Raw genomic sequence first — 20528 nt, forward strand, 5'->3', positions numbered from 1 at the left:
CTCAGACATTGGGAGCTGCATGGACGCCTACAACATGACCTGGATCGCCGCCCAACTGGTCGGGCTCGTCGCTCTCGGCTTCATCATGATCGCTTTCGCCAGCCGCCAGGACGACCGGCTGCTGGTCTATCTGATCTTCGCCAATATCGCGTTCGCCGCCCACTTCGCGCTCTTCGGGCAGTGGACGGCGGCCGGGATCTCGCTGCTGGTCATCGCCCGCATCCTGCTGGCGCGGCGCTTCAAGGAGCGCTGGAGCGTCATGCTGTGCGTGCTGGCGGTCAACGTCGTCGTTGCGCTGGCGACGGCGGGCCAGGCTGCCGATCTGTGGCCACTGGCGGCGGGCGTATTCGGCACCATCGGCATGTTCATGCTCCATGGCATCCCCATGCGGATTCTGCTGGCCGCCGCCGCCGTTGCCTGGTTGATCAACAACCTGTTGATCGGCTCGGTCGGCGGCATCATTGCCGAGCTCATCGCGCTGGGCACCAACCTGCTCACCATGTGGCGCATCCAGCGGGCGAAGCGGCGGCTTCAGGCTGGCTGACGGCGATCGGCAAGCACGCGCCGGTCACGAATGCAGTCGATCTCGTGGGGTTCGTCGATCCACGGCTCGGCGATGCCCTGTTCGATCCATTCCGCGACTGCCGGATGCGCGAGCAGGCGTTCGGCGTAGGCCATGGCGGCCGTGCCGAGTTCGATGCCGTAGCCGCGAAGGCGTACCGCGACCGGAGCGAACATGGCATCCACAGCGGTGAAAGCGTCGCCCGCGAGCCAGGGGCCGCCGAAAGTCTCCAGCCCTTCCTGCCACAGGGCATCGAGCCGAATCAGCTCCTTCTCTAGCGACTCGCTCGGGGTGTCCAGGTCGATGATCAGCGAGCAGTTCATCGAACACTCGTCGCGCAGCGCGGCAAACCCGGAATGCATTTCGGCGCTGGCGCAGCGTGCCCAGCTGCGGGCGGCCCGATCGGCAGGCCAGACAGCCGGATGGTCCTCGGCGACGTATTCCAGAATCGCCAGCGAATCCCACACCACCTGATCGCCATCATGCAGGCAGGGAACCTTGGCGGTGGGCGAAAAGTGCGTGAACGCCTGTTGCTGGCCGGCGCCCTCGAACGGCGTCAGTACCTCTTCGAACGGAATTTCCAGCGCACGCAGCAGCACCCAGGGCCGCATCGACCAGGAAGAGTAGTTCTTGTTGGCGATGAAAAGTCGATAGGTCATGGCAGCCTCCGCTGTCGGGGGAAAGCCCGAGTATGCGATTTCGGACTTGGTACGCAAAGCCCTGAGTACTCGATCGAATAAGGACATTGCCGATCGGACTTTTTGATTCGTTGGCCCTGCCCTAACACTCTACGGGTAACCGGCTAAGCTTTAGGGAAAACATTGCATAAATGTCTGCGCAGGCGAATCGCTGCGTTGCGCGGTGCGTGGAATCCTCACCTATAACGCATAGGCTCCGGTTCCTTTGCTCCGTGCGCCTTGCGCTTCATCCTGCTCGCCGATTTATTCAGCGTTTTCCGAACCGATTGCTCTTCAGAGCGTGCTTTTTCTTTTTTGACCATCGATATATCGATACCGAGTGCCGAGAGGTCGTGGATGGCTCCGAACTTGCTGACCGACACCAACAGCCCCCTGAATGCCGATCAGGCCAGACGCGTGCAGCAGGCGCTGGCGGATCTGGATGCCGCCCAGCGCCAGTGGTTGAGCGGATATCTGGCCGGCCTCAACGCCCAGTCCGCAGGGGCGCCCCAGGCCGGCAATGCGCAGACGGCGCCAACGCCTTCCGCAGCGCTGACCGTGCTCTACGGCAGCCAGACCGGCAATGCCGAAGGAGTGGCCGAACTGGCCGCCGAGCGTGCCCGCGCCCAGGGATTCGACGTCACGCTGGCGAGCATGGCGGACGCCGGCAAGAAGACCTTGAAGGCGGTCGAGCGGCTGCTGGTCGTCGTCAGTACCCAGGGCGACGGCGACCCGCCCGATCCGGCGCTCGAATTCCACGAGCTGATGATGGGCCGCAAGGCGCCGAAACTGGCGGGGCTGCGTTTCGCCGTGCTGGGGCTGGGTGATGCCAGTTATGAACACTTCTGTCACACGGCGAAGGAGTTTGACGCCCGGCTTGCCGAACTCGGGGGCGAGGCGATCCTCGAGCGGACCGATTGCGACGTGGACTACGAAGAGAAGGCCGAGGCCTGGATCGACCAGGTGCTCGAGTCGCTGGCCGGCGATCTCGCCACGCCGCCCCCGGCCCAGGCCGCTGACGCCGGCATGTCGCAGAGTGCCCAGCCGCGCTATTCCAAGAAGCATCCGTTCATGGCCGAGGTGCTGACCAGCCAGCCGCTCAACGGCCGCGGCTCGGACAAGCAGACGCTGCATCTCGAGCTGTCGCTGGAAGACTCCGGGCTCGAATACCTGCCGGGCGATGCCGTCGGTGTGGTGCCGCAGAACGATCCCGCCCACGTCGACGAGCTGATCGAGATGCTCAAGCTCGATGCCGAATCGCCGCTGGAGGAAGGGCGTGTGCTGCGCGACGCGCTGCTGACGGACTTCGAGGTGACCACGCTCACGCGGCCGTTCCTGCAGCAGTGGGCCGAATGGTCGCAGGCGCCGGAACTGCGCCGGTTGCTGAGTGAAGAGGCCCGCGACGAGTTGCGCGACTGGCTGCAGGGGCGCCATATCATAGACGTGATCGAACAGTTCCCGGTGGATGGCATCGATGCCGCCCAGTTCTCGGCCGCGCTGCGCAAGTTGCCGCCACGCCTCTACTCCATCGCCTCGAGCCAGGCCGCGGCTCCGGACGAAGTGCATCTCACCGTTGCCGTGGTGCGCTACGCCACCCACGGGCGATCCCGCAACGGCGTGACCACGAATTACCTGGCGGACCAAATCGAGCCCGGCGACCGTGTGCCGATCTACATCGACCGCAACAAGCAGTTCAAGCTGCCCGACGATGACGACGCGCCGCTGATCATGATCGGCCCCGGCACCGGCGTCGCCCCGTTTCGCGCCTTCCTGCAGGAGCGGGAGGAGCGTGGCGCCAGCGGCGATAACTGGCTGTTCTTCGGCGACCGTCATTTCCGCAGCGATTTCCTGTATCAGGCGGAGTGGCTCAAATGGCGCCAGCATGGGCTGCTCACGCGGCTCGACGTCGCCTTTTCCCGCGATCAGCCCGAGAAAGTCTACGTTCAGGACCGGCTGCGCGAGCAGGCGGAAACGCTCTACGCCTGGCTGGAAGCGGGCGCGTATGTCTACGTCTGCGGCGATGCCGAATTCATGGCGCCGGACGTGCATCAGGCACTGCGCGATGTCATCCGCGAGCAGGGCGGGCATGGCGAAGCCGGCGCCGATGATTATTTGCGTCAGATGCAGCAGGAGAAGCGTTATCAGCGCGACATCTATTAGAAAACTGTCTGCACTCGCCCATACGTCGTTAAAAATCGGCCCTCGATGCTCATTGACAACCACGTTAACTCCGCATGAGTGCCGATTTTTGCCTAGTCTGGCCTTCGTTCGATCAGTTTTCTGGCGATTGCGGTACGACGTTCAAATAGATACGACATCTAGCTCCAGTAGAGGAGGCCGACATGGACATCATCGCCAAACTGCGTGACGTACACTGGGATGAGCTGCATCCCAACGAGCGGCTCAAGGTGGAAAGCGATTACCTGCGGGGCACGCTCGAGGAAGGGCTGGCGGATCGCGCCACTGGCGCCGTTGCCGAGGACGATACCCAGCTGACCAAGTTTCACGGCTTCTACCAGCAGGACGACCGCGACCTGCGCGACGAGCGCCGGCATCAGAAGCTCGAACCGCTCTACAGCTTCATGGTGCGGTTGCGCCTGCCCGGCGGGTTGGTCACGCCCGAGCAGTGGCGGACTCTCGATGACGTCGCTTCACGCTACGCCAACGGCACGCTGCGGATCACGACCCGCCAGACGTTCCAGTATCACGGCGTGCTCAAGGAGAACCTGCGCCCGCACCTGCAGACGATCCATCAGGCCATGGTGGACACCATCGCCGCCTGTGGCGACGTCAATCGCAACGTGATCTGTACCGCCAACCCGCACCGCTCGGCAATACACCGCCGGGTCTACGAGCTGAGCCACGAGATCAGCGCTCGCCTTTTACCTCGCACCCGGGCCTATCACGAGATTTTTCTGGGCGAGGAGCGCGTGGCGGGCGGCGCCGAGGAGCGCACGGATGCGGCGGCAGAGAGTGATTCGCCGCCGCTCGATCCCAAGGAGCCGCTCTATACCCGCCATTATTTGCCGCGCAAGTTCAAGGTGGCGCTGGCGATTCCGCCGGAGAACGATGTCGATCTGTTCGCCCATGACGTCGGTTTCATCGCCGATGTGGTCGACGGAGAGCTTCACGGCTTTACCGTCTGCATCGGCGGCGGCATGGGCATGACTCATGGCGAGCCGGCGACCTTCCCGCGGCTTTCCGATCCCATCGGCTACTGCACGCCGGAAGCGGTGCCCGCCGTGGCGGAAGCGATCATGCTGGTGCAGCGCGACAACGGCAATCGCCGCGACCGCAAGCAGGCACGCTTGAAATATACCGTCGAGGAGATGGGACTCGACGCGTTCAAGGCCGAGGTGGAACAGCATCTGGGCGAGCCGTTGGCGCCGGCGCGCGAGTACCACTTCGACAGCAACGGCGATCGGCTGGGCTGGGTGCAGGGAGACGACGGCCGCTGGCATTATGGCCTGTTCGTTCAGAACGGGCGCCTCGCCGACTTCCCGGATGGCCCGCAGCTGCGAACCGGCCTGAGGGAGATCGCCGAGCAGCACGACGGCGATCTGGTGCTCACCACCAACCAGAACGTGATCATCACCCAGGTCGACGAGTCCCGCCGCGAAGCCATCGACGCGCTGCTGGATCGCCACCGGCTGGTCGCGGAGACCTCGCCGCTACGCCGCAACGCCATGGCCTGCGTGGCATTCCCGACCTGCGGGCTGGCGATGGCGGAAAGCGAGCGCTATCTGCCCTCGCTGATCGACAAGCTGGAAGCCGTGATGCGCGAAGCGGGGCTCGCCGACGATGCCATCATCGTGCGGATGACCGGCTGTCCCAACGGCTGCGCGCGGCCGTATCTCGCCGAGATCGGCTTCGTCGGCAAGGCACCGGGGCACTACAACCTCTACCTCGGCGGCGGCTTCAGCGGCCAACGACTGAACAAGCTCTACCGCGAGAACATCAATGAGGCGACCATCCTCGAGGCACTGACACCGCTGATCCAGCGCTACGCCGCCGAGCGCGAAGACGGCGAGCCCTTCGGCGACTTCGTGATTCGCACGGGAGTCATTGCAGAGACCAAGGCCGGACGCGAGTTTCACGAGGTCTGAGCGCTCCCGAGCGGGGAGTGGGTAATATGGCTACGTGTGGCTACGCCCGCTCCGGTACCGGACGCTTGGCCGGGCCGCCGTAGGGCCATAGCCAGCCCTTGGGCATCGGGCCCTTGTTGCGGCCGCCCTGGCACTGCTGCTCCCAGGCGTGGGCGAGAATGCCGACCGAGCGCGAGAGACAGAACAGGCCGCGTGCCAGCGGGGCGGGGAAGCCCAGTTCGGCGTAGATCACGGCGGTGGCGCCATCGATGTTGAGCGGGATCGGCTTGCCTTTCATGGCGATCAGCTGACGCTCGACCTCACGGGCGATGGCGACGAAGCCGCCTTCGACCTCGCCGCGTCCGGCGGCTTCTTCCACCAGTTGCAGCAGACGCGGCCCGCGAGGATCGACGGGGTGGAAGCGATGGCCGAAGCCGGGAATGATCTTCGTCCGGCTGCGCTGCCATTCGGCGATGCCTTCCTGAACGGCGGTTGCCAGATCCGCTCCGCCGGCCTGGCGTTCCTGAATCGAACGGTACAGTTCGACGGCCTGCTCGCCGGCGCCGCCGTGAACGTCATCGAGCACGTTGACGGCGGAGGCCATGGCGTTGTTGAGGCTGCTGCCGCAGGTCACCGCCATCCGTGCGATGGCGATGCTCGGTGCCTGGGGGCCGTGGTCGACGGCGCTCATCAGTGCCGCTTCCAGCAGGGTGGATTGCGGCCGGGTGGGCAGTTCGCCACGGGTCATCAGCCACACCATGTCGGCGAACCCGACGTTGCCGATCAGCTCCTCGATGGGATAGCCGCGATAGCGGATCTCGCCGGGGCGCATGTCGATGATGTCGGTCTTCCACCATTGCTGGGCCTGGTAGTTGGGCGCGTGAGTGTCGGTCATGGGGTTCTCCATTATTCGTCGTTGGCGGCGTGCGCCGGTAACAAGGTGGCGTTGTCCTGACCCAGGCGCGGTGGGGGGGAAGCGACGCGGGGCGCCTGGCCGTCGAAGCGATAGCCGCCGCTGACCACTTCCAGCGGCCGACCGATCGGGGAGGTCTCGAAACGTTCGATCAGCCCTCGATCGCGAACCTGCGGGTGTGCCAGCGCTTCGGCGACGCTGTAGACAGGGCCGGCCGGAATGCCGGCTTCGACCAGCCTTGGCCACCAGTATTCGGTCGTTTCCCGCTTCAATACCGCTTCGATGCAGTCGCTCAGTGCCCGGCGATTGTCCAGTCGCGACTGGCGCTGGGCGAAGCGGGCGTCGGCCAGCCATTCCGGATGTTCGAGCAGGTGGCAGATCGCCTCGAACTGCTCCTGCTTGTTGGCGGCGATGTTGATCAGGCCATCTGCGGTCGCGAAGGTGCCGGACGGGCTGGCGGTGACGTTGTCGTTGCCCAGCGGCTGCGGCGGCTTGCCGGCGACGAGCAGGTTGGATACCGCCCAGCCCATGGTGGCGAGCACGGATTCGAGCATCGAGATGTCGACGAAATGCGCCTTGCGCGGCCGTTCGGCCAGAGCCGCGTTGATCGCCATCGCTGCGGTCAGGCCGCCGACGGTATCGGCCAGCGGATAGCCGACCCGATAGGGCGCGTTTTCCGGCGCGCCGGTGATGCTCATCACGCCCGCCATGCCCTGAATGATCTGGTCGTAGGCCGGATATTTCGCCAGCGGGCCGTCCTGGCCGAAGCCGGAAATCGCGCAGTAGACCAGCTCGGGATTGGCCTGGCGCAACGTCTCGAAACCGAGCCCGAGGCGCTCCATGACGCCGGGGCGGAAGTTCTCCACCACGACATCGGCGGTCGCGACCAGTTCGAGAAAGGCATCGCGGTCGTCCGGCTGCTTGAGATCCAGCGCCACCGAGCGCTTGCCGGCATTCTGGGCGAGAAAGGAAACGCCCATCAGCTCGCGGTTCAGGTCAGGGTCCGCGCCGAGCTGGCGAGCGAGATCGCCTCCCTGGGGGCGTTCGACCTTGATCACCTCGGCGCCGAGATGGGCAAGCTGGTGGCAGCAGAACGGCCCGGCCAGCACATTGGTCAGATCGAGTACCCGGTAACCGGTCAATGGCGACGACATCATTCCTCCTAATGAAACCGATTCTTTTAGAGAGAATATTGTTCGCCGGGGTGAGTTGCAATACCGTTTTGCCTGTCGCAACATTCGCCATTAGTCCAAGCTGCACCAGTAATCCAAACTAGCCAGTAATCCAGACTGTCCAGTAATCCAGACTGTCCAGTAATCCAGGCTATCCAGTAATCCAAACTACGATCACCAGAAACCAAGGAGCGTCCTATGGCCCAGCGGCGTGTCGAAGCCGTCGAGCGAGCGCTGACCCTACTCGAAGCGTTCTCCCAGGAGCGGCGCGAGTTTTCGTTGACCGAACTGGCCAATGCGACAGGGTTCTACAAGAGCACCATCCTGCGGCTGATGGCCTCGCTGGAACACTTCGGGTATGTCACCCGTGACGAGCGGGGTATCTATCGGATCGGGCCGGCGGTGTCGCGCCTGGCGCCGCTGGCGGGCGAGGGGCCGCAACTCGAGAATCTGGTAAGGCCGATCCTGGAGTCGCTGCGCGATGCCAGCGAGGAGACCGCCTCCTTCTATGTGCGCGACGGTGACCACCGGATCTGCCGTCTGCGCGAGAACGGGCGGCTGGAAGTGCGCCATCACCTGGAGGAGGGCGTCAGGCTGCCTCTGGGACGCGGCGCGGCTGGTCGGGTGCTCAATTACGAGACGCCTCGAGGCCAGGTAGCGGTATCGAGCGGAGAGCGACAGGCCGGCCTGTCGGCGGCGGCCATCGGCATCTACAACGGCGAGGGCGAGTTGATGGGGGCGCTGGCGCTGTCCGGGCCCAGCGAGAGATTCAACCAGGCGGCGAAGGATCGTCACGTGCCTCTGCTGACGCAGTACGCGCCGCGCCTCGAGCGGCAGTGGCCGCGTTCGCTGCGCACTGCCTGACACCGCCGCCTGGAGTCATCGAGTCCAGTCGCCAAAACGGAACGATCGTCAAAACGGAACGAACGCGCCGGGCGGCTCTTGAGCGAGTCGTCCGGCGCGGTTGGCTTTCCTGGCGGCCAACAAGCCTACTGGATCAGGCCCACTTCCTTGGAGATATCCTCGATATCGGCGATCTGCTGCTCCACGTACGCCTTGAATTCTGCTCCGCTGCGATCGAACGGGATCAGCCCGTTCTGCTGCATGACGTCCTTCCACTCCTGGCTTTCGTAAACCTGGTGCAGCGCGTCTTCCCACCAGGCCACGTCCTCTTCGGAGAGCTTCGGCGGCAGGTAGAAACCGCGCCAGTTGATGCCTTCGACATCCACGCCCTGCTCCTTGGCGGTGGGGAAGTCGCTGAGCGCGCCGGGCAGTCGCCCGTCGGCAAGAACGGCGAGAATACGGAGATCACCGGATTCGACGAAGCCCAGCGTCTCGGAGGCGTCGCCGGAGAAGGCGTCGATATGGCCGCCGACGACCTGGGTCATCGCCTCGCCACCGCCGTCGAACGGCAGGTACTTGATCTTGTTCAGCGCCTTGATGCCGTCGGCCCGCGCCATCATCAGCACCTTGAGATGATCCCAGCCGCCACTGGCACTGCCGCCGGCGAAACTCACGCTGGAGGGGTTTTCCTCCATTGCGTCGAGGAGTTCCTCGAGGCTCTGATAGGGCGAGTCCTTGCTCACTGCGATCACGCCGTAGTCGGCACCGACCGTGCCCGCCCAGTTGACCATGTCGGCGTTCAGGCCCGGAAACTGATGCTGGGCCAGGCGAGTGGTGGTCGATGTTGACGCCGAGACGATGACGTCATTCTGACCGGCCCGCTTGGTGACGACGTGGGAGAACGCGACGCCACCGCTGGCGCCCGGCATGTTGGTGGTCTGGACGCTGCCATCGATGGCACCGATTTCACTCAGTACCTGGCCCACGCTGCGGCAGGTGAAATCCCAGCCGCCGCCGGGGTTGGCGGGGGCGATACAGTCGATCTTGCCGCTCGGGCCGGCCGCTTGCGTCACCAGAGGCAGTGCCGCCAGCGTGAGCGCGACACAGAGCGCGGCTGGTTTCAAGGACAACGATTTCATGGCGTCTCCGTTATTCTCTTTTGTAGAACCTGTTTCGATGAAGGAAATTAAAACCGTCTGTGCGTCGGGGTCAATTGCCAGACGCCGAATTGCGACTAAAGGATATTGCCAGGGGTTACTATATTCTCTCTGGTAGAACTTTATCGGCATGAAGCCGCAGGGTTGGGCGTGGCAGGGTAAGGAAGACAGGAGGGCAAGATTCGGTTGGCTATCGGCTCGACTTTCCTCGCCTGCCCGTCGCCTTTCGGGAATGACCGGTTTCCACTCCGGGGAAGAGGCGTCAAACTATCCGGATGCGTCGTTTCCGGTTCCACGGGCCGGTACCGCTCGGCAGCGCTGGCGAGATGCCGGCCCATTCTTATTTGGCTAGACGGTCCTTTATGTCGTTACGCAAATCTACCCGCATCAACAAGTACATCAGCGAAAGCGGGATGTGTTCTCGCCGCGAAGCCGATCGCTTCGTGGAGCAGGGCAACGTGTGGATCAACGGCCGCCGGGCCACCACGGGGGATCAGGTGGTGGCGGGGGATCGGGTCAAGGTCAACGGCCAGGAGATCGAGCCTCAGGAAGAGGAAGATCTGATCCTGATCGCGCTGAACAAGCCGGTGGGGATCGTCAGCACGACCGAATCCAGCGAGAAGGACAATATCGTCGAGTTCGTGAAACACGGGGCGCGCATTTTCCCGATCGGCCGGCTCGACAAGGATTCGCAGGGGCTGATCTTTCTGACCAACAACGGCGATCTGGTCAACAAGATTCTGCGCGCCAACAATCACCACGAAAAAGAGTATCGGGTGACGGTCGACAAGCCGATCACCGACGAATTCGTCGAAGGCATGCAGAACGGCGTGCCGATCCTTGGCCAGATGACCAAGCGCTGCCAGGTGCGCAGGGAATCGACGTTCGTGTTCACCATCACGCTGGTGCAGGGGCTCAATCGCCAGATACGACGCATGTGCGAATACTTCGGCTACGACGTCACCCAACTGATTCGTACCCGGATCATGAACGTCTCGCTCAAGGGTTTGGCGCTGGGTGACTGGCGGGACCTGACGCCAAAAGAGATCGATACCCTCGTCGCTCTGACGGCGCAGTCCGACGGCGCGCCGGAGAAGCCGGCCGCCAAGCCCCGCTCGCGCTCGAACGCCGGCAAGGCAAGAACGCCTGCCGGCAGAGGCCAGCCGTCGACCCGGTCCGGCGCCAAGACCAAGGTGGGCAAGGCGGCGGGCAAGTCGACGTCGAACGGCAGGAAGGCAGCCGGCGGGAAGGCGTCTTCCGGCCCGAAGACCGGCCCGAAAAACAGTACCGGCGGGAAACCTCGATCCAAGGCGCGGGCGGCCAATGGCGGCAAGCCCGACGCCAGGGGAAAGACGGGCGCCAAGCCTCCGGGCAAGGGTCGTGGCGGCAAGCCCGCGAACCGGGGGAAGGGCGGCCCGCCCAGGAAGCGTTAACCGATGGCTTTTACGCCGGCTTTCGCGACTTGCACGTCCTGGTCCGGTTTGACGCCGGAGACGCCGACACTGCCGATCACGTGACCGTCGTGGATGACCGGGACACCGCCGGAGAGCAGCGCGGTCATTGGCGCGGTCACGAAGGCGGTGCGGCCATTGTTGATCATCTCCTCGAAGACCTGGGTCTCCTTGCGGCCGATCGCCGCGTTGCGCGCCTTCTCGGTGGCGACGCCGGCACTGAACGGTGCGGCACCGTTCATCCGACGCAGGCCGAGCAGATGGCCGCCATCATCGGCGACGGCGATGGTGACCGCCCAGCCCTGCGCTTCGGCTTCGGTCTGCGCGGCATCCAGAATGGCGTTGACGTCGTTGAGTTCGAGTGAGGCTTTGGTCTGCATGGTCGTGCTCCTGTCGAAAAAGAAGATGATGCATGTTCATGATGGGAGGCGCTTCAATTCCTCGCGCCAGCTTGCCGAGGGGGAATCGCGCTCGGGTCGGTTTCCGCGGTTGCCAGTAGTTCGTCCACCAGCTCGATCCAGTGGCGTACCGACGTACGCCCGGCACCGTTGAGATGGCTCTGACAGCCGATGTTGGCGGTAACGATGGTATCCGGCGACTGGGCTTCCAGTGCATCCATCTTGTTGTCACGCAGGCGCTTGGCCAGCGTCGGCTGGGTGATCGAGTAGGTGCCGGCGGAGCCGCAGCAGAGGTGCGCGTCCTGAACCGGCGCGAGCGAGAATCCCAGCCGCGTGAGCACGCTTTCGACGGCGCCCCCCAGCTTCTGCGCATGTTGCAGCGTGCAAGGGCAGTGAAATGCCAGGCGCGCTGATGAATGAGCCGCGCCCAGCGCTTCGAGGTCTTCCTCCCGCAGAATCTCGACCAGATCCTTGGCCAGCTCGCTGACGCGCTTGGCCTTGACGGCATACTCGGGATCGTCGGCCAGCATCTCGCCATACTCCTTGACGAAGGCGCCGCAGCCGCTGGCGGTCTGGACGATCGCTTCCACCCCGGCTTTCCCGCTCTCGCCCCCGCTTTCGTCCACGCCTTCGATCAGGGGCCACCAGGCATCGATATTGGCGCGCATGCGCTCGCGGCCGGCCTGCTGGGCATTGAGATGAAAATCGATGGCGCCGCAACAGCCCGCTTCCCGAGCCGATCTGATACCAATCCCCAGCCGGTCGAGCACCCGGGCGGCGGCATCGTTGGTATTGGGCGCCAGCCCGGGCTGGACACAGCCTTCCAGAATCAGCATCTGGCGGGTGTGTCGGGCGGGGTCCGGGCGGTGCTGGCGATGCGGCACGCGTGCGGGGATCTTGTCGCGCAGGTCGTGCGGCACCAGTGGACGAAAAGTCTGACCCAGGGCCAGCAACGCCTTGAAGCGTCCGGGCTCGACCAGAGCCGTGCGCAGCCCCAGACGCATGGCGCGCTCGCTGGGCCGGCGTCCGACCCGGCGGTCGACTTCGGCGCGGCCGATATCCAGCAGCTTGTGATATTCGACGCCGGAAGGGCAGGTCGTTTCGCAACTGCGGCAGCTCAGGCAGCGGTCGAGGTGCAGCTGGGTCTCCTGGGTGATCTGCTCGTCGCCCTCGTCGCTCTCCAGCAATTCCTTCATCAGGTAGATGCGCCCGCGAGGGCCATCGCGCTCGTCGCCCAGTAGCTGATAGGTCGGGCAGGTGGCGTTGCAGAAGCCGCAATGCACGCAGGTGCGCAGAATGCGGTCGGCCTCGAGAATATGCGGCTTGGTGCGGGCGGCTTCGGAAAAATGGGTCTGCATGATGACTCCTTGCCACGTTGGCGCATGAACGGCCCGATCCTGGCGTGGAACGGACTCGCCAGTTGGCGTAAAACGGCCTACCAGTCGGCGTAGAGCCGGCCGGGATTGAAGATCCCCTGCGGGTCGAGCCGCTGCTTGAGCTGGCGGTGATACTTGGCCAGCACCGGCGGCAACGGGGTGAAAGGCGAATTCTCGTCGTCGACCGGCGTGATGCGCGTGGCATGGCCGCCGGCCGCGATGGCTGCCTCGCGGATGGCGATGTCGTGGTGCCCCTCCGCGCCGCTTCCCGTCGGGCTTTGCAGCCAGCGTTGGGCACCGCCCCAGTCGATGAGCCAGTCGCCGTCGAGTGCCGGCGTGCGGGCGAGCGCCGGCAACGACAGACGCCATAGCGTCCTGTCGGCCGCGTTGGCGAAAGCGCCGTCGAAGAAGGGCAGGCGCAGCTCTCGCAGCTGCGACCAGAACAGGGGCTCGTCCAATTCGCCGCCGAGGCGTTGGCGCGTGGCCGACACCGAGCCTTCGCCGCCTTCGAGGCGTATGTGCAGCGCCTTGCCATCGTGGGCGGCGCCAGTGATCGGCAGCGGCTCGCGCCCCCACGCTGCCAGCCGGTCGAGCGCGTCGGGCAGTGGCAGTTCGAGTCGCAGGCAGGCGCTTGCCTGAGGCAGTGGGAGGACCTTGAACGAGACCTCGGTCAGCACGCCGAGCGTGCCCTGGGCGCCGACCATCAAGCGGGAAAGGTCGTAGCCGGCGACGTTCTTCATCACCTCGCCGCCGAAGCGCAGCAGCTTGCCCTCGGAAGTGATGACGCGCACGCCAAGCACGAAATCGCGTACCGCGCCCACCCACGGGCGCCGGGGGCCGGAAAGCCCGGCGGCAACCATGCCGCCGACGGTGGCATCATCGCCGAAGTAGGGCGGTTCGAAGGCGAGGCGCTGGCCGTTGTCGGCGAGCGCCCGTTCGAGATCGCGCAGCCGGGTGCCGGCGCGCGCGGTGGCGACCAGCTCCACCGGATCGTAGTGGACGATACCATGATGGCCGGTGGTGGAAAGCGATTGGGTAGTATCGACACGGCGGCCGTAGAACGCCTTGGTGTCGCCGCCGACGATACGCAGCGTGGCCCGCTCGGCGTGGGCCCGTGTGACCTGTTCGCAGAGCGCTTCGCTGTCGTCGCTGCCGGTGGCCGGTGCGACGGGGGCATCGGGCCCGGCTTCGCCCGGCGCGGTATAGGCCGGCTGCTGGTCCTGCAGGTGGGTCATAAATGTCTCCTTGCCCTTGACCGTTAGGGAAACACTGCATAAATGTCTGCGCAGGCGAATCGCTACGTTGCGCGGTGCTGGAGCGCCAGCCCGGTCGGAATCCTCACCTATACCCCTACCCCATAGGCTCCGGTTCCTGCGCTCCGTGCGCCTTGCGCTTCATCCTGCTCGCCGATTTATTCAGCATTTCCTTAGAACCGGGGCAGCTCTGGGTGCGGCAGCTCACCGTGGTGGACATGCATGGCGCCGAACTCCGCGCACCGCGCCAGCGTCGGGATGTTCTTGCCGGGGTTGAGTAGCCGGCGCTCGTCGAAGGCGGACTTCACCGCGTGGAACAGGGTGATCTCGTCGGCGGCGAACTGGGTACACATCTGGTTGAGCTTCTCGCGGCCGACGCCGTGCTCGCCGGTGATGCTGCCGCCCGCTTCGACGCACAGCTCGAGGATCTTGCCGCCGAGCGCCTCCGTGGCCTCGAGTTCGCCCGGCTGATTGGCGTCGAACAGGATCAGCGGATGCAGGTTGCCATCGCCGGCGTGAAAGACGTTGGCCACCCGCAGCCCATAATGCGCGGAAAGGTCGTTGATGCCCTTGAGCACGCGTGGCAGTTCACGCCGCGGGATGGTGCCGTCGATGCAGTAGTAGTCCGGCGACATTCGGCCCACGGCAGGGAAGGCGGCCTTGCGCCCGGCCCAGAAAAGCTGGCGCTCGGCGTCGTCGCGGGCGAGCTGTATCTGCGTGGCGCCGGCCGCTTCCAGCAGATCGCGAACCCGCTCGCAGTCGGCCTGCACGTCGGCTTCGACGCCATCGAGCTCGCACAGCAGGATCGCCTGGGCCTCGACGGGGTAGCCGGCGTGAATGAAGTCTTCGGCGGCACGAATCGCCAGGTTGTCCATCATCTCGAGGCCGCCGGGAATGCAGCCGGCAGCGATGATGTCGCCCACCGCCTTGCCGGCCAGCTCGACGTCGTCGAAGCAGGCCATCAGCACTTTGGCGACTTCCGGCTTGGGCAGCAGTCGCACCGTGACTTCGGTGATCACGCCCAGCATGCCCTCCGAGCCCATGAACAGCGCCAGCAGGTCGTAGCCCGGCGTGTCCAGCGACTCGCCGCCCAGCGTCATGCGCTCGCCTTCGATGGTGACGATATCTACGCTCAGCACGTTGTGGACGGTGAGGCCGTATTTCAGGCAGTGGACGCCGCCGGCGTTCTCGGCGACGTTGCCGCCGATCGAGCAGGCGATCTGCGACGAGGGGTCTGGCGCGTAGTAAAGACCATAAGGGGCTGCCGCCTCGCTGATCGCCAGATTACGGACGCCGGGCTGGACGCGGGCGATGCGTGCGTCGGCATCGACGCTCAGGATCTTGTTGAAGCGCGACATCACCAGCAGCACGCCTTTTTCCAGCGGCAGCGCACCGCCGGAGAGGCCGGTACCGGCGCCACGCGTCACCACGGGCACGGCATGCTCGTAGCAGACCCGCATCAGCGCCTCGACCTCGGCCAGCGTCGCGGGCATGGCGACCAGCATCGGCAGCACGCGATAGGCCGACAGCCCGTCGCATTCGAACGGGCGCAGGTCCTCTTCGCGATCGAGCAGGGTCAACTGGGGGGCGACCGCCAGGATCGCCGCCATCAGCGCCGACTTGTCGACATCGGCGATCTCGCCGTCGATGCGCTCGTCGTAAAGCAGTTCCATGGCATCTCCTCGGCGCTGGCCGGTCAGGTACGGTTCAGGAATCGATTTGTGGAAGCGCTTTCCACGATTACCGATGGGTCATTCTGTGGAAGGTCGTCGGCGTCGGCTATTAGCCAAAAGCCCAACGAGTTGGAAAATGGTCAGACCAAAGCGGTGCGTTAACGCGACGCCCGGCCATGGCCGGGCGTCGCGATCGTTCTGTCGTCTGTTTCGTCATCCGCCCATGAGCGGGTCGGCAAGGCCGAAGACGTAGAACGCCAGCAGGCCGATGATGCCGGCGAACAGGCAGTAGTAGAGCGTCGGCAGGATCGTCTTGCGCAGCGTCGTGCCTTCCCGGCCGAGCAGGCCGACGGTAGCCGAGGCCGCCACCACGTTGTGGATCGCGATCATGTTGCCTGCGGCAGCGCCCACGGCCTGCAGCGCAACCATCATCGCGGTGGAGACGCCCAGCACTTCGGCCACGTTGAACTGGAAGGCCGACAGCATCAGGTTGGAGACGGTGTTGGAGCCGGCGATGAAGGCGCCGAGCGCACCGACCGCCGGGGCGAACAGCGGGTAGATCTGGCCCACGCCGTCGGCGACCAGTTGCGCCATGGCGACTGGCATCGAGACCAGATCGGACTCGTTGACGCCGGAGTTGATCAGGATTCGCACCATCGGGATTGTGAACAGCAGCACGAAGCCGGCACCGAAGATGGTCTTGGAGGACTCCACGAAGGCAGCCTTCACCTGCGGGGCGCGCATACGATGCAGGAAGATCGTGCAGATCACCGCGATCAGGATGATGCCGCCGGGTAGATAGAGCCATTCGACGCTACCGGAGACACCCGCCTCGCCGAGAATGTTGCTCCAGCCGGTGCTGATCGATGACAGCGCCGCCTTGACCGAAGGCACGGTGCGCGAGATTACCAGCAGGATGGCGACGATGACGTAGGGCATCCAGCCACGCAGGGTAGACATCGGCGCGCGGCCGGCCACGTCGTCGACCTTGATTTCGATCTTGCCCAGCCACTCTTCCGGCCATTTCGAACGTTCCGGAAAATCCCAGGTGTCCTTGGGCAGCAGGAAGCCCTTGCGCGCCGCCGGCACCACGATCGCCAGCCCGATCAGGCCGCCCAGCAGCGACGGGAATTCCGGCCCCAGGAAGACGCCGACCAGCATCGAGGGCACCACGAAGCTGACGCCGACGAACAGCGCGAACGGCGTGATCGACAGCCCCTCGCTCCAGGAGCGGTTCTCGCCGAAGAAGCGCACCATCACGATGACCAGGATCAGCGGCATGAACACGCCGATGATGCCGTGGGTGATGACGACTTCGGAAGTGATCAGGCGGAAATAGGTTTCCCAGGTCGAGCCGTTGGCGGTGAGCTGCTCGGTGATCGCCGACTGGTTCACGCCACCGGTGACACCGACCACGATCGGCGTGCCCACGGCGCCGAACGAGACCGGCGTCGACTGCAGCATCATCCCGACCACCACGGCTGCCAGCGCCGGGAAGCCCAGCGCCACCATCAGCGGGGCGGCCACGGCGGCGGGGGTGCCGAAGCCCGAGGCACCCTCGATGAAGCAGCCGAACAGCCAGGCGACGATCAGCGCCTGGACGCGGCGGTCCGGGCTGATGTCGGAGAAGCCGTTGCGGATCGCCATGATGCCGCCCGAGTGCTTCAGCGTGTTGAGTAGCAGGATGGCGCCGAAGATGATCCACAACAGCGAGACGGTCATGATCAACCCCTGCAGCGTGGAAGCCAGCACGCGGGTGCCGGTCATGTCCCAGGCGAGCAGTGCGATCAGTACCGCGACGACGAATACGATCGGCATCGCCGTGCGCGCCGCCATGCGGAAGCCGATCAGCAGAACCCCCGCCAGCACCAGTGGCAGGAAGGCAAGCAACGAAAGAAGCGTTTGATCCATATCGAAAGCCCCTGAGTCATTATTATCAGCGTCGGTTGTCGCCAGGGTGGCCGTCGCTGGGTGGCGATGGCGCCTGTCTATCGCCTGTCCAACGGGATATCGGCCTCCTCCGATACCCGGCCCGCGGCGATTGAATCGGAAGATAACCATAGAACGTGTCACTGCCAATCGTGGTTAATTGGTATTACCATTGCAGGCAGAGGATCGAAACTGTATTTCAAGTTGCTGAATGCAAAGGGTTTATCCAGTCGTTGGCAGGATGAAATCGGCGGACGGGCGGCGTTGCGCTGCGACTAATGGACATCGCCGCCTGCCCGGAGGCGAGCGGCGATAGTGGTGTGGAAGGAGGAGAAAACGAAGGGGGCGCGCATTCATCGGGTTTGACGGCTTATCTTCCCTTGGACATGCTGCTCGGACCTGGGCAGTGACAACCGAATCTGACGAGGAGTGTGACATGGGCCGCAAGATGTTCGATCTGTGCGGGCGCGACGAGCGTCTGCGATTCTCTCCCTACTGCTGGCGGGTCAAGTTTGCGCTGGCGCATAAAGGGCTCGATTGCGAATTCGTCCCGTGGAAGTTCACCGACAAGGAGGCGCTCGCCTTCTCCGACCAATCGAAAGTGCCAGTGCTGGTGGACGGCGACGAGACGGTGGTCGATAGCTACGAGATCTTCCGCTATCTCGATCGCGTCTATCCGGACAAGCCGCTGCTGGGGGACGGCGTGGCCGAGGCGCGGGCGCGCTTCTTCAAGTTCTACGCCGAGCGTTCGTTGGCGCCGGGCATCATGCGCACCATCCTGATGGACGTGTTCAACGCCGTGCATCCCGATGACCGCGAGTATTTCCGCACGACCCGCGAAAAGGCGTTCGGCCGCACCCTCGAGGAGATGCATTCGCCGAGCCAGGGGCTGTCGATGCTCGACAAGGCACTGGAGCCGATGCGCGGGCGGCTGGAAGAGTCGCCGTTCCTGGAAGGCGACGAGGCCGGAGCTTCCGATTACCTGGTCGTGGGCGCATTCATGTGGGCGCGGGTCACCTCCGCTGCCGATCTGATTTCCAACGCCGACCCGGTCTACGCCTGGTTCCAGCGCATGCTGGACCTGCATGGCGGTGTCGGTCGCGAGGCGACGCGGATCGTCGATATCGAAGGGGCGTTCGCCGACTGAGCGCCGCTTTTGTCGAGTGCCGGGCGATGTCGAGCGAGACGTCGCCCGGCGCAAGGCCTATCCTGACAGCATCCGGCTTACCGCCGGTCGTCACGACAGGAGCCTGTGATGATCGATCTCTACTACTGGACGACCCCCAACGGTCACAAGATCACGCTTTTTCTCGAGGAAGCGGGGCTCGACTACCGGATTCATCCGGTCAATATCGGCAAGGGCGAGCAGTTCACGCCCGAGTTTCTCGAGATCGCCCCCAACAACCGCATCCCCGCGATCGTCGATCGCGCCCCGGCCGACGGCGGCCAGCCGCTGTCGCTGTTCGAGTCCGGTGCGATTCTCGAATATCTCGCCGACAAGAGCGGCAAGTTTCTGCCCAAGAGCGGGCGCCAGCGCTATCGCGTACTGCAGTGGCTCTATTGGCAGATGGGCGGGCTGGGGCCGATGGCGGGTCAGAACCATCATTTCCGCAACTACGCGCCGAAGAAAATCGATTACGCCATCGAGCGCTATATCAACGAGACGGCGCGGCTCTATCGCGTGCTCGACAAGCAGCTCGATGACAACGACTTCGTCGCCGGCGACGACTACTCCATCGCCGACATGGCGATCTGGCCGTGGATCAAGCCCTACGAGAAGCAGGGCCAGGATCTGGAGGATTATCCTAGCCTGCAGCGCTGGTTCGAGCGGGTCGGCGCGCGCGAAGCGGTCATTCGCGCCTACGAGAAGGCCGAGGAGATCAACCCGCAGAACAACGTGGAAATGACCGACGAGGCGCGCAAGCACCTGTTCGGGCGGCAGTAGCGCCAGGGCCGTAACGCCAGGTTTGGCAACGTTTACGTCTATGTCTACGTCTACGACAACGCCGGCTTCGGCCGGGGTTGTCGTTTTGCGTTCTAGGCGGCGAAAAACTCCCGAACCTGGCGGAAGGCGGTGGAAAAGTAGAGCTCGTAGGTGTCTTTCTCGACGAAGCCGATATGCGGTGTCGCCAGCACGCGGGGGTGGGCCTGGTAAGCGCTGGCGCCCTCGGGCTCGTTCTCGAACACGTCCAGCGCCGCCGCGCCGGGGCGGCCGGCATCTAGGGCGTCGAGCAGGGCGCCGGGGCGGATCAGCTCGGCACGGCTGGTGTTGACCAGCAGGGCATCGGCGCGCATCGCCGCCAGATCCGCCGGGGTGATCATGCCGCGGGTGTCGCCGTTGAGCTTGAGATGCAGGCTGACCACGTCGCAGCGGGCGAGGAAGGTGTGACGATCGGGCTCGAACGCCACGCCCAGCTCGAAGGCGCGACCGGCGCTGCCCTCTCTTCCGTGCGCGACGACCTCCATGCCGAATGCCTGGGCATAGCCGGCGACCCGGCTGCCGATCTTACCCAGTCCCCAGATCCCCAGCGTGCGCCCGTGAACGGCATGGCCCAGCGACTCCGCTTCCAGGCGCTCGTTGGTGCGCTGCCAGTCGCCCTCGGCCTGTCGGGCGAGATAGCCGCCCAGACGGCGGCAGCCCGCCATGATCAACAGCCAGGTGAGTTCCGCCGGCGCGATCGGAGAGCCGCCGCCATCGCGCACGGCGATACCCAGCTCCTCGCAGGCGTCGATATCGATGGCCGAGGAGAGGCGCCCGGTCTGGACCACCAGCTTGAGCCGCGGCAACTGCATCAGCAGTTCGCGGGTCAAGGACGTGCGCTCGCGGATCAGGATGATCGCATCGCTATCCGCCAATCGGGCGGGCAGGGCGTCGTCGTCGAGATGCTGATGTTCGATGTCCAGGCGCACGTCGCTGCCGTCGAGTTCATGGACGGCGTCGAGAAAGGCACAGCATCCCTGATAGTCGTCCAAGACCGTAACCGTTATCGACATGACAGCTCCCTCGAAATGATGGCGTTGTCGCATTGTTGGCACTTT

17 protein-coding genes are annotated in these 20528 nt (G+C 64.7%); 7 read left to right on the forward strand and 10 right to left on the reverse strand.

Translation table 11 applies throughout. The features are described from left to right. The first annotated feature begins 19 nt into the window (after positions 1 to 19). Positions 20 to 544, forward strand: a complete 525-nt coding sequence (locus tag R5R73_RS03665) for a YgjV family protein (RefSeq protein WP_087720576.1) — start codon at positions 20 to 22, stop codon at positions 542 to 544. Here the strand turns inward: R5R73_RS03665 and R5R73_RS03670 are convergent. After that, complete coding sequence (locus R5R73_RS03670) at positions 532 to 1221, reverse strand: glutathione S-transferase family protein (protein WP_322528816.1); 690 nt, start codon at positions 1219 to 1221, stop codon at positions 532 to 534. The genes R5R73_RS03665 and R5R73_RS03670 overlap by 13 nt on opposite strands. A gap of 375 nt (positions 1222 to 1596) precedes the next feature. On the opposite strand from R5R73_RS03670, the gene R5R73_RS03675 reads away from it, so the two are divergent. Together R5R73_RS03675 and R5R73_RS03680 are read left to right on the forward strand one after the other, a co-directional pair. After that, the gene (locus R5R73_RS03675) at positions 1597 to 3399 is read left to right on the forward strand and encodes an assimilatory sulfite reductase (NADPH) flavoprotein subunit (RefSeq protein WP_087717543.1); all 1803 of its coding nucleotides are present in this window, start codon (positions 1597 to 1599) and stop codon (positions 3397 to 3399) included. A gap of 182 nt (positions 3400 to 3581) precedes the next feature. Next, on the forward strand, positions 3582 to 5345 hold the full coding sequence (locus R5R73_RS03680) for an NADPH-dependent assimilatory sulfite reductase hemoprotein subunit (protein WP_322528817.1): 1764 nt from the start codon (positions 3582 to 3584) through the stop codon (positions 5343 to 5345). Positions 5346 to 5385: 40 nt separating this feature from the next. Here the strand turns inward: R5R73_RS03680 and R5R73_RS03685 are convergent, their stop codons facing one another. Both R5R73_RS03685 and R5R73_RS03690 read right to left on the reverse strand, forming a co-directional pair. Next, positions 5386 to 6219 carry a citryl-CoA lyase gene (locus tag R5R73_RS03685; protein WP_322528818.1) on the reverse strand — a complete coding sequence of 278 codons (834 nt, stop codon included), beginning with the start codon at positions 6217 to 6219 and terminating at the stop codon, positions 5386 to 5388. Positions 6220 to 6230: 11 nt separating this feature from the next. Beyond that, the gene (locus tag R5R73_RS03690; protein WP_322528819.1) at positions 6231 to 7391 is read right to left on the reverse strand and encodes a CoA transferase; all 1161 of its coding nucleotides are present in this window, start codon (positions 7389 to 7391) and stop codon (positions 6231 to 6233) included. 216 nt (positions 7392 to 7607) lie between these two features. Between R5R73_RS03690 and R5R73_RS03695 the strand changes: the two genes are divergently transcribed. Further along, complete coding sequence (locus R5R73_RS03695; RefSeq protein ID WP_071231688.1) at positions 7608 to 8273, forward strand: IclR family transcriptional regulator; 666 nt, start codon at positions 7608 to 7610, stop codon at positions 8271 to 8273. A gap of 125 nt (positions 8274 to 8398) precedes the next feature. On the opposite strand, the gene R5R73_RS03700 is transcribed toward R5R73_RS03695, so the two are convergent. Further along, positions 8399 to 9391: a tripartite tricarboxylate transporter substrate binding protein gene (locus tag R5R73_RS03700; protein ID WP_322528820.1), complete on the reverse strand. Its 993-nt coding sequence runs from the start codon at positions 9389 to 9391 to the stop codon at positions 8399 to 8401. 380 nt (positions 9392 to 9771) lie between these two features. On the opposite strand from R5R73_RS03700, the gene rluF reads away from it, so the two are divergent. After that, entirely contained in the window at positions 9772 to 10842 is a 1071-nt protein-coding gene (gene rluF, locus R5R73_RS03705) for a 23S rRNA pseudouridine(2604) synthase RluF (RefSeq protein ID WP_322528821.1), read from the forward strand. Here rluF and R5R73_RS03710 read toward each other — a convergent pair. From R5R73_RS03710 to R5R73_RS03730, 5 genes are all read right to left on the reverse strand, one after another. After that, positions 10839 to 11240, reverse strand: a complete 402-nt coding sequence (locus R5R73_RS03710) for a GlcG/HbpS family heme-binding protein (protein WP_071231691.1) — start codon at positions 11238 to 11240, stop codon at positions 10839 to 10841. The two genes, rluF and R5R73_RS03710, sit on opposite strands and share 4 nt — an antisense overlap. A gap of 53 nt (positions 11241 to 11293) precedes the next feature. Further along, positions 11294 to 12616 (reverse strand): glycolate oxidase subunit GlcF, encoded by a 1323-nt coding sequence (gene glcF / locus R5R73_RS03715; RefSeq protein ID WP_322528822.1) that lies wholly within the window; start codon positions 12614 to 12616, stop codon positions 11294 to 11296. Between the two features lie 77 nt (positions 12617 to 12693). Next, positions 12694 to 13869 (reverse strand): glycolate oxidase subunit GlcE, encoded by a 1176-nt coding sequence (glcE, locus tag R5R73_RS03720; protein ID WP_322528823.1) that lies wholly within the window; start codon positions 13867 to 13869, stop codon positions 12694 to 12696. A gap of 191 nt (positions 13870 to 14060) precedes the next feature. After that, positions 14061 to 15560, reverse strand: coding sequence for a glycolate oxidase subunit GlcD (gene glcD / locus R5R73_RS03725; RefSeq protein WP_087717553.1), 1500 nt, complete (start codon positions 15558 to 15560; stop codon positions 14061 to 14063). 213 nt (positions 15561 to 15773) lie between these two features. Beyond that, complete coding sequence (locus R5R73_RS03730) at positions 15774 to 17471, reverse strand: L-lactate permease (protein WP_322528824.1); 1698 nt, start codon at positions 17469 to 17471, stop codon at positions 15774 to 15776. Between the two features lie 454 nt (positions 17472 to 17925). On the opposite strand from R5R73_RS03730, the gene R5R73_RS03735 reads away from it, so the two are divergent. Next, positions 17926 to 18636, forward strand: coding sequence for a glutathione S-transferase N-terminal domain-containing protein (locus tag R5R73_RS03735; RefSeq protein ID WP_087717555.1), 711 nt, complete (start codon positions 17926 to 17928; stop codon positions 18634 to 18636). 108 nt (positions 18637 to 18744) lie between these two features. Next, positions 18745 to 19434 (forward strand): glutathione binding-like protein, encoded by a 690-nt coding sequence (locus tag R5R73_RS03740; RefSeq protein ID WP_322528825.1) that lies wholly within the window; start codon positions 18745 to 18747, stop codon positions 19432 to 19434. Positions 19435 to 19526: 92 nt separating this feature from the next. Here the strand turns inward: R5R73_RS03740 and R5R73_RS03745 are convergent, their stop codons facing one another. Then, positions 19527 to 20483, reverse strand: a complete 957-nt coding sequence (locus tag R5R73_RS03745) for a D-2-hydroxyacid dehydrogenase family protein (protein ID WP_322528826.1) — start codon at positions 20481 to 20483, stop codon at positions 19527 to 19529. Between the last annotated feature and the right edge of the window lie 45 nt (positions 20484 to 20528).

This window comes from Salinicola sp. LHM (assembly GCF_034479735.1).
Classification (GTDB): domain Bacteria; phylum Pseudomonadota; class Gammaproteobacteria; order Pseudomonadales; family Halomonadaceae; genus Salinicola; species Salinicola salarius.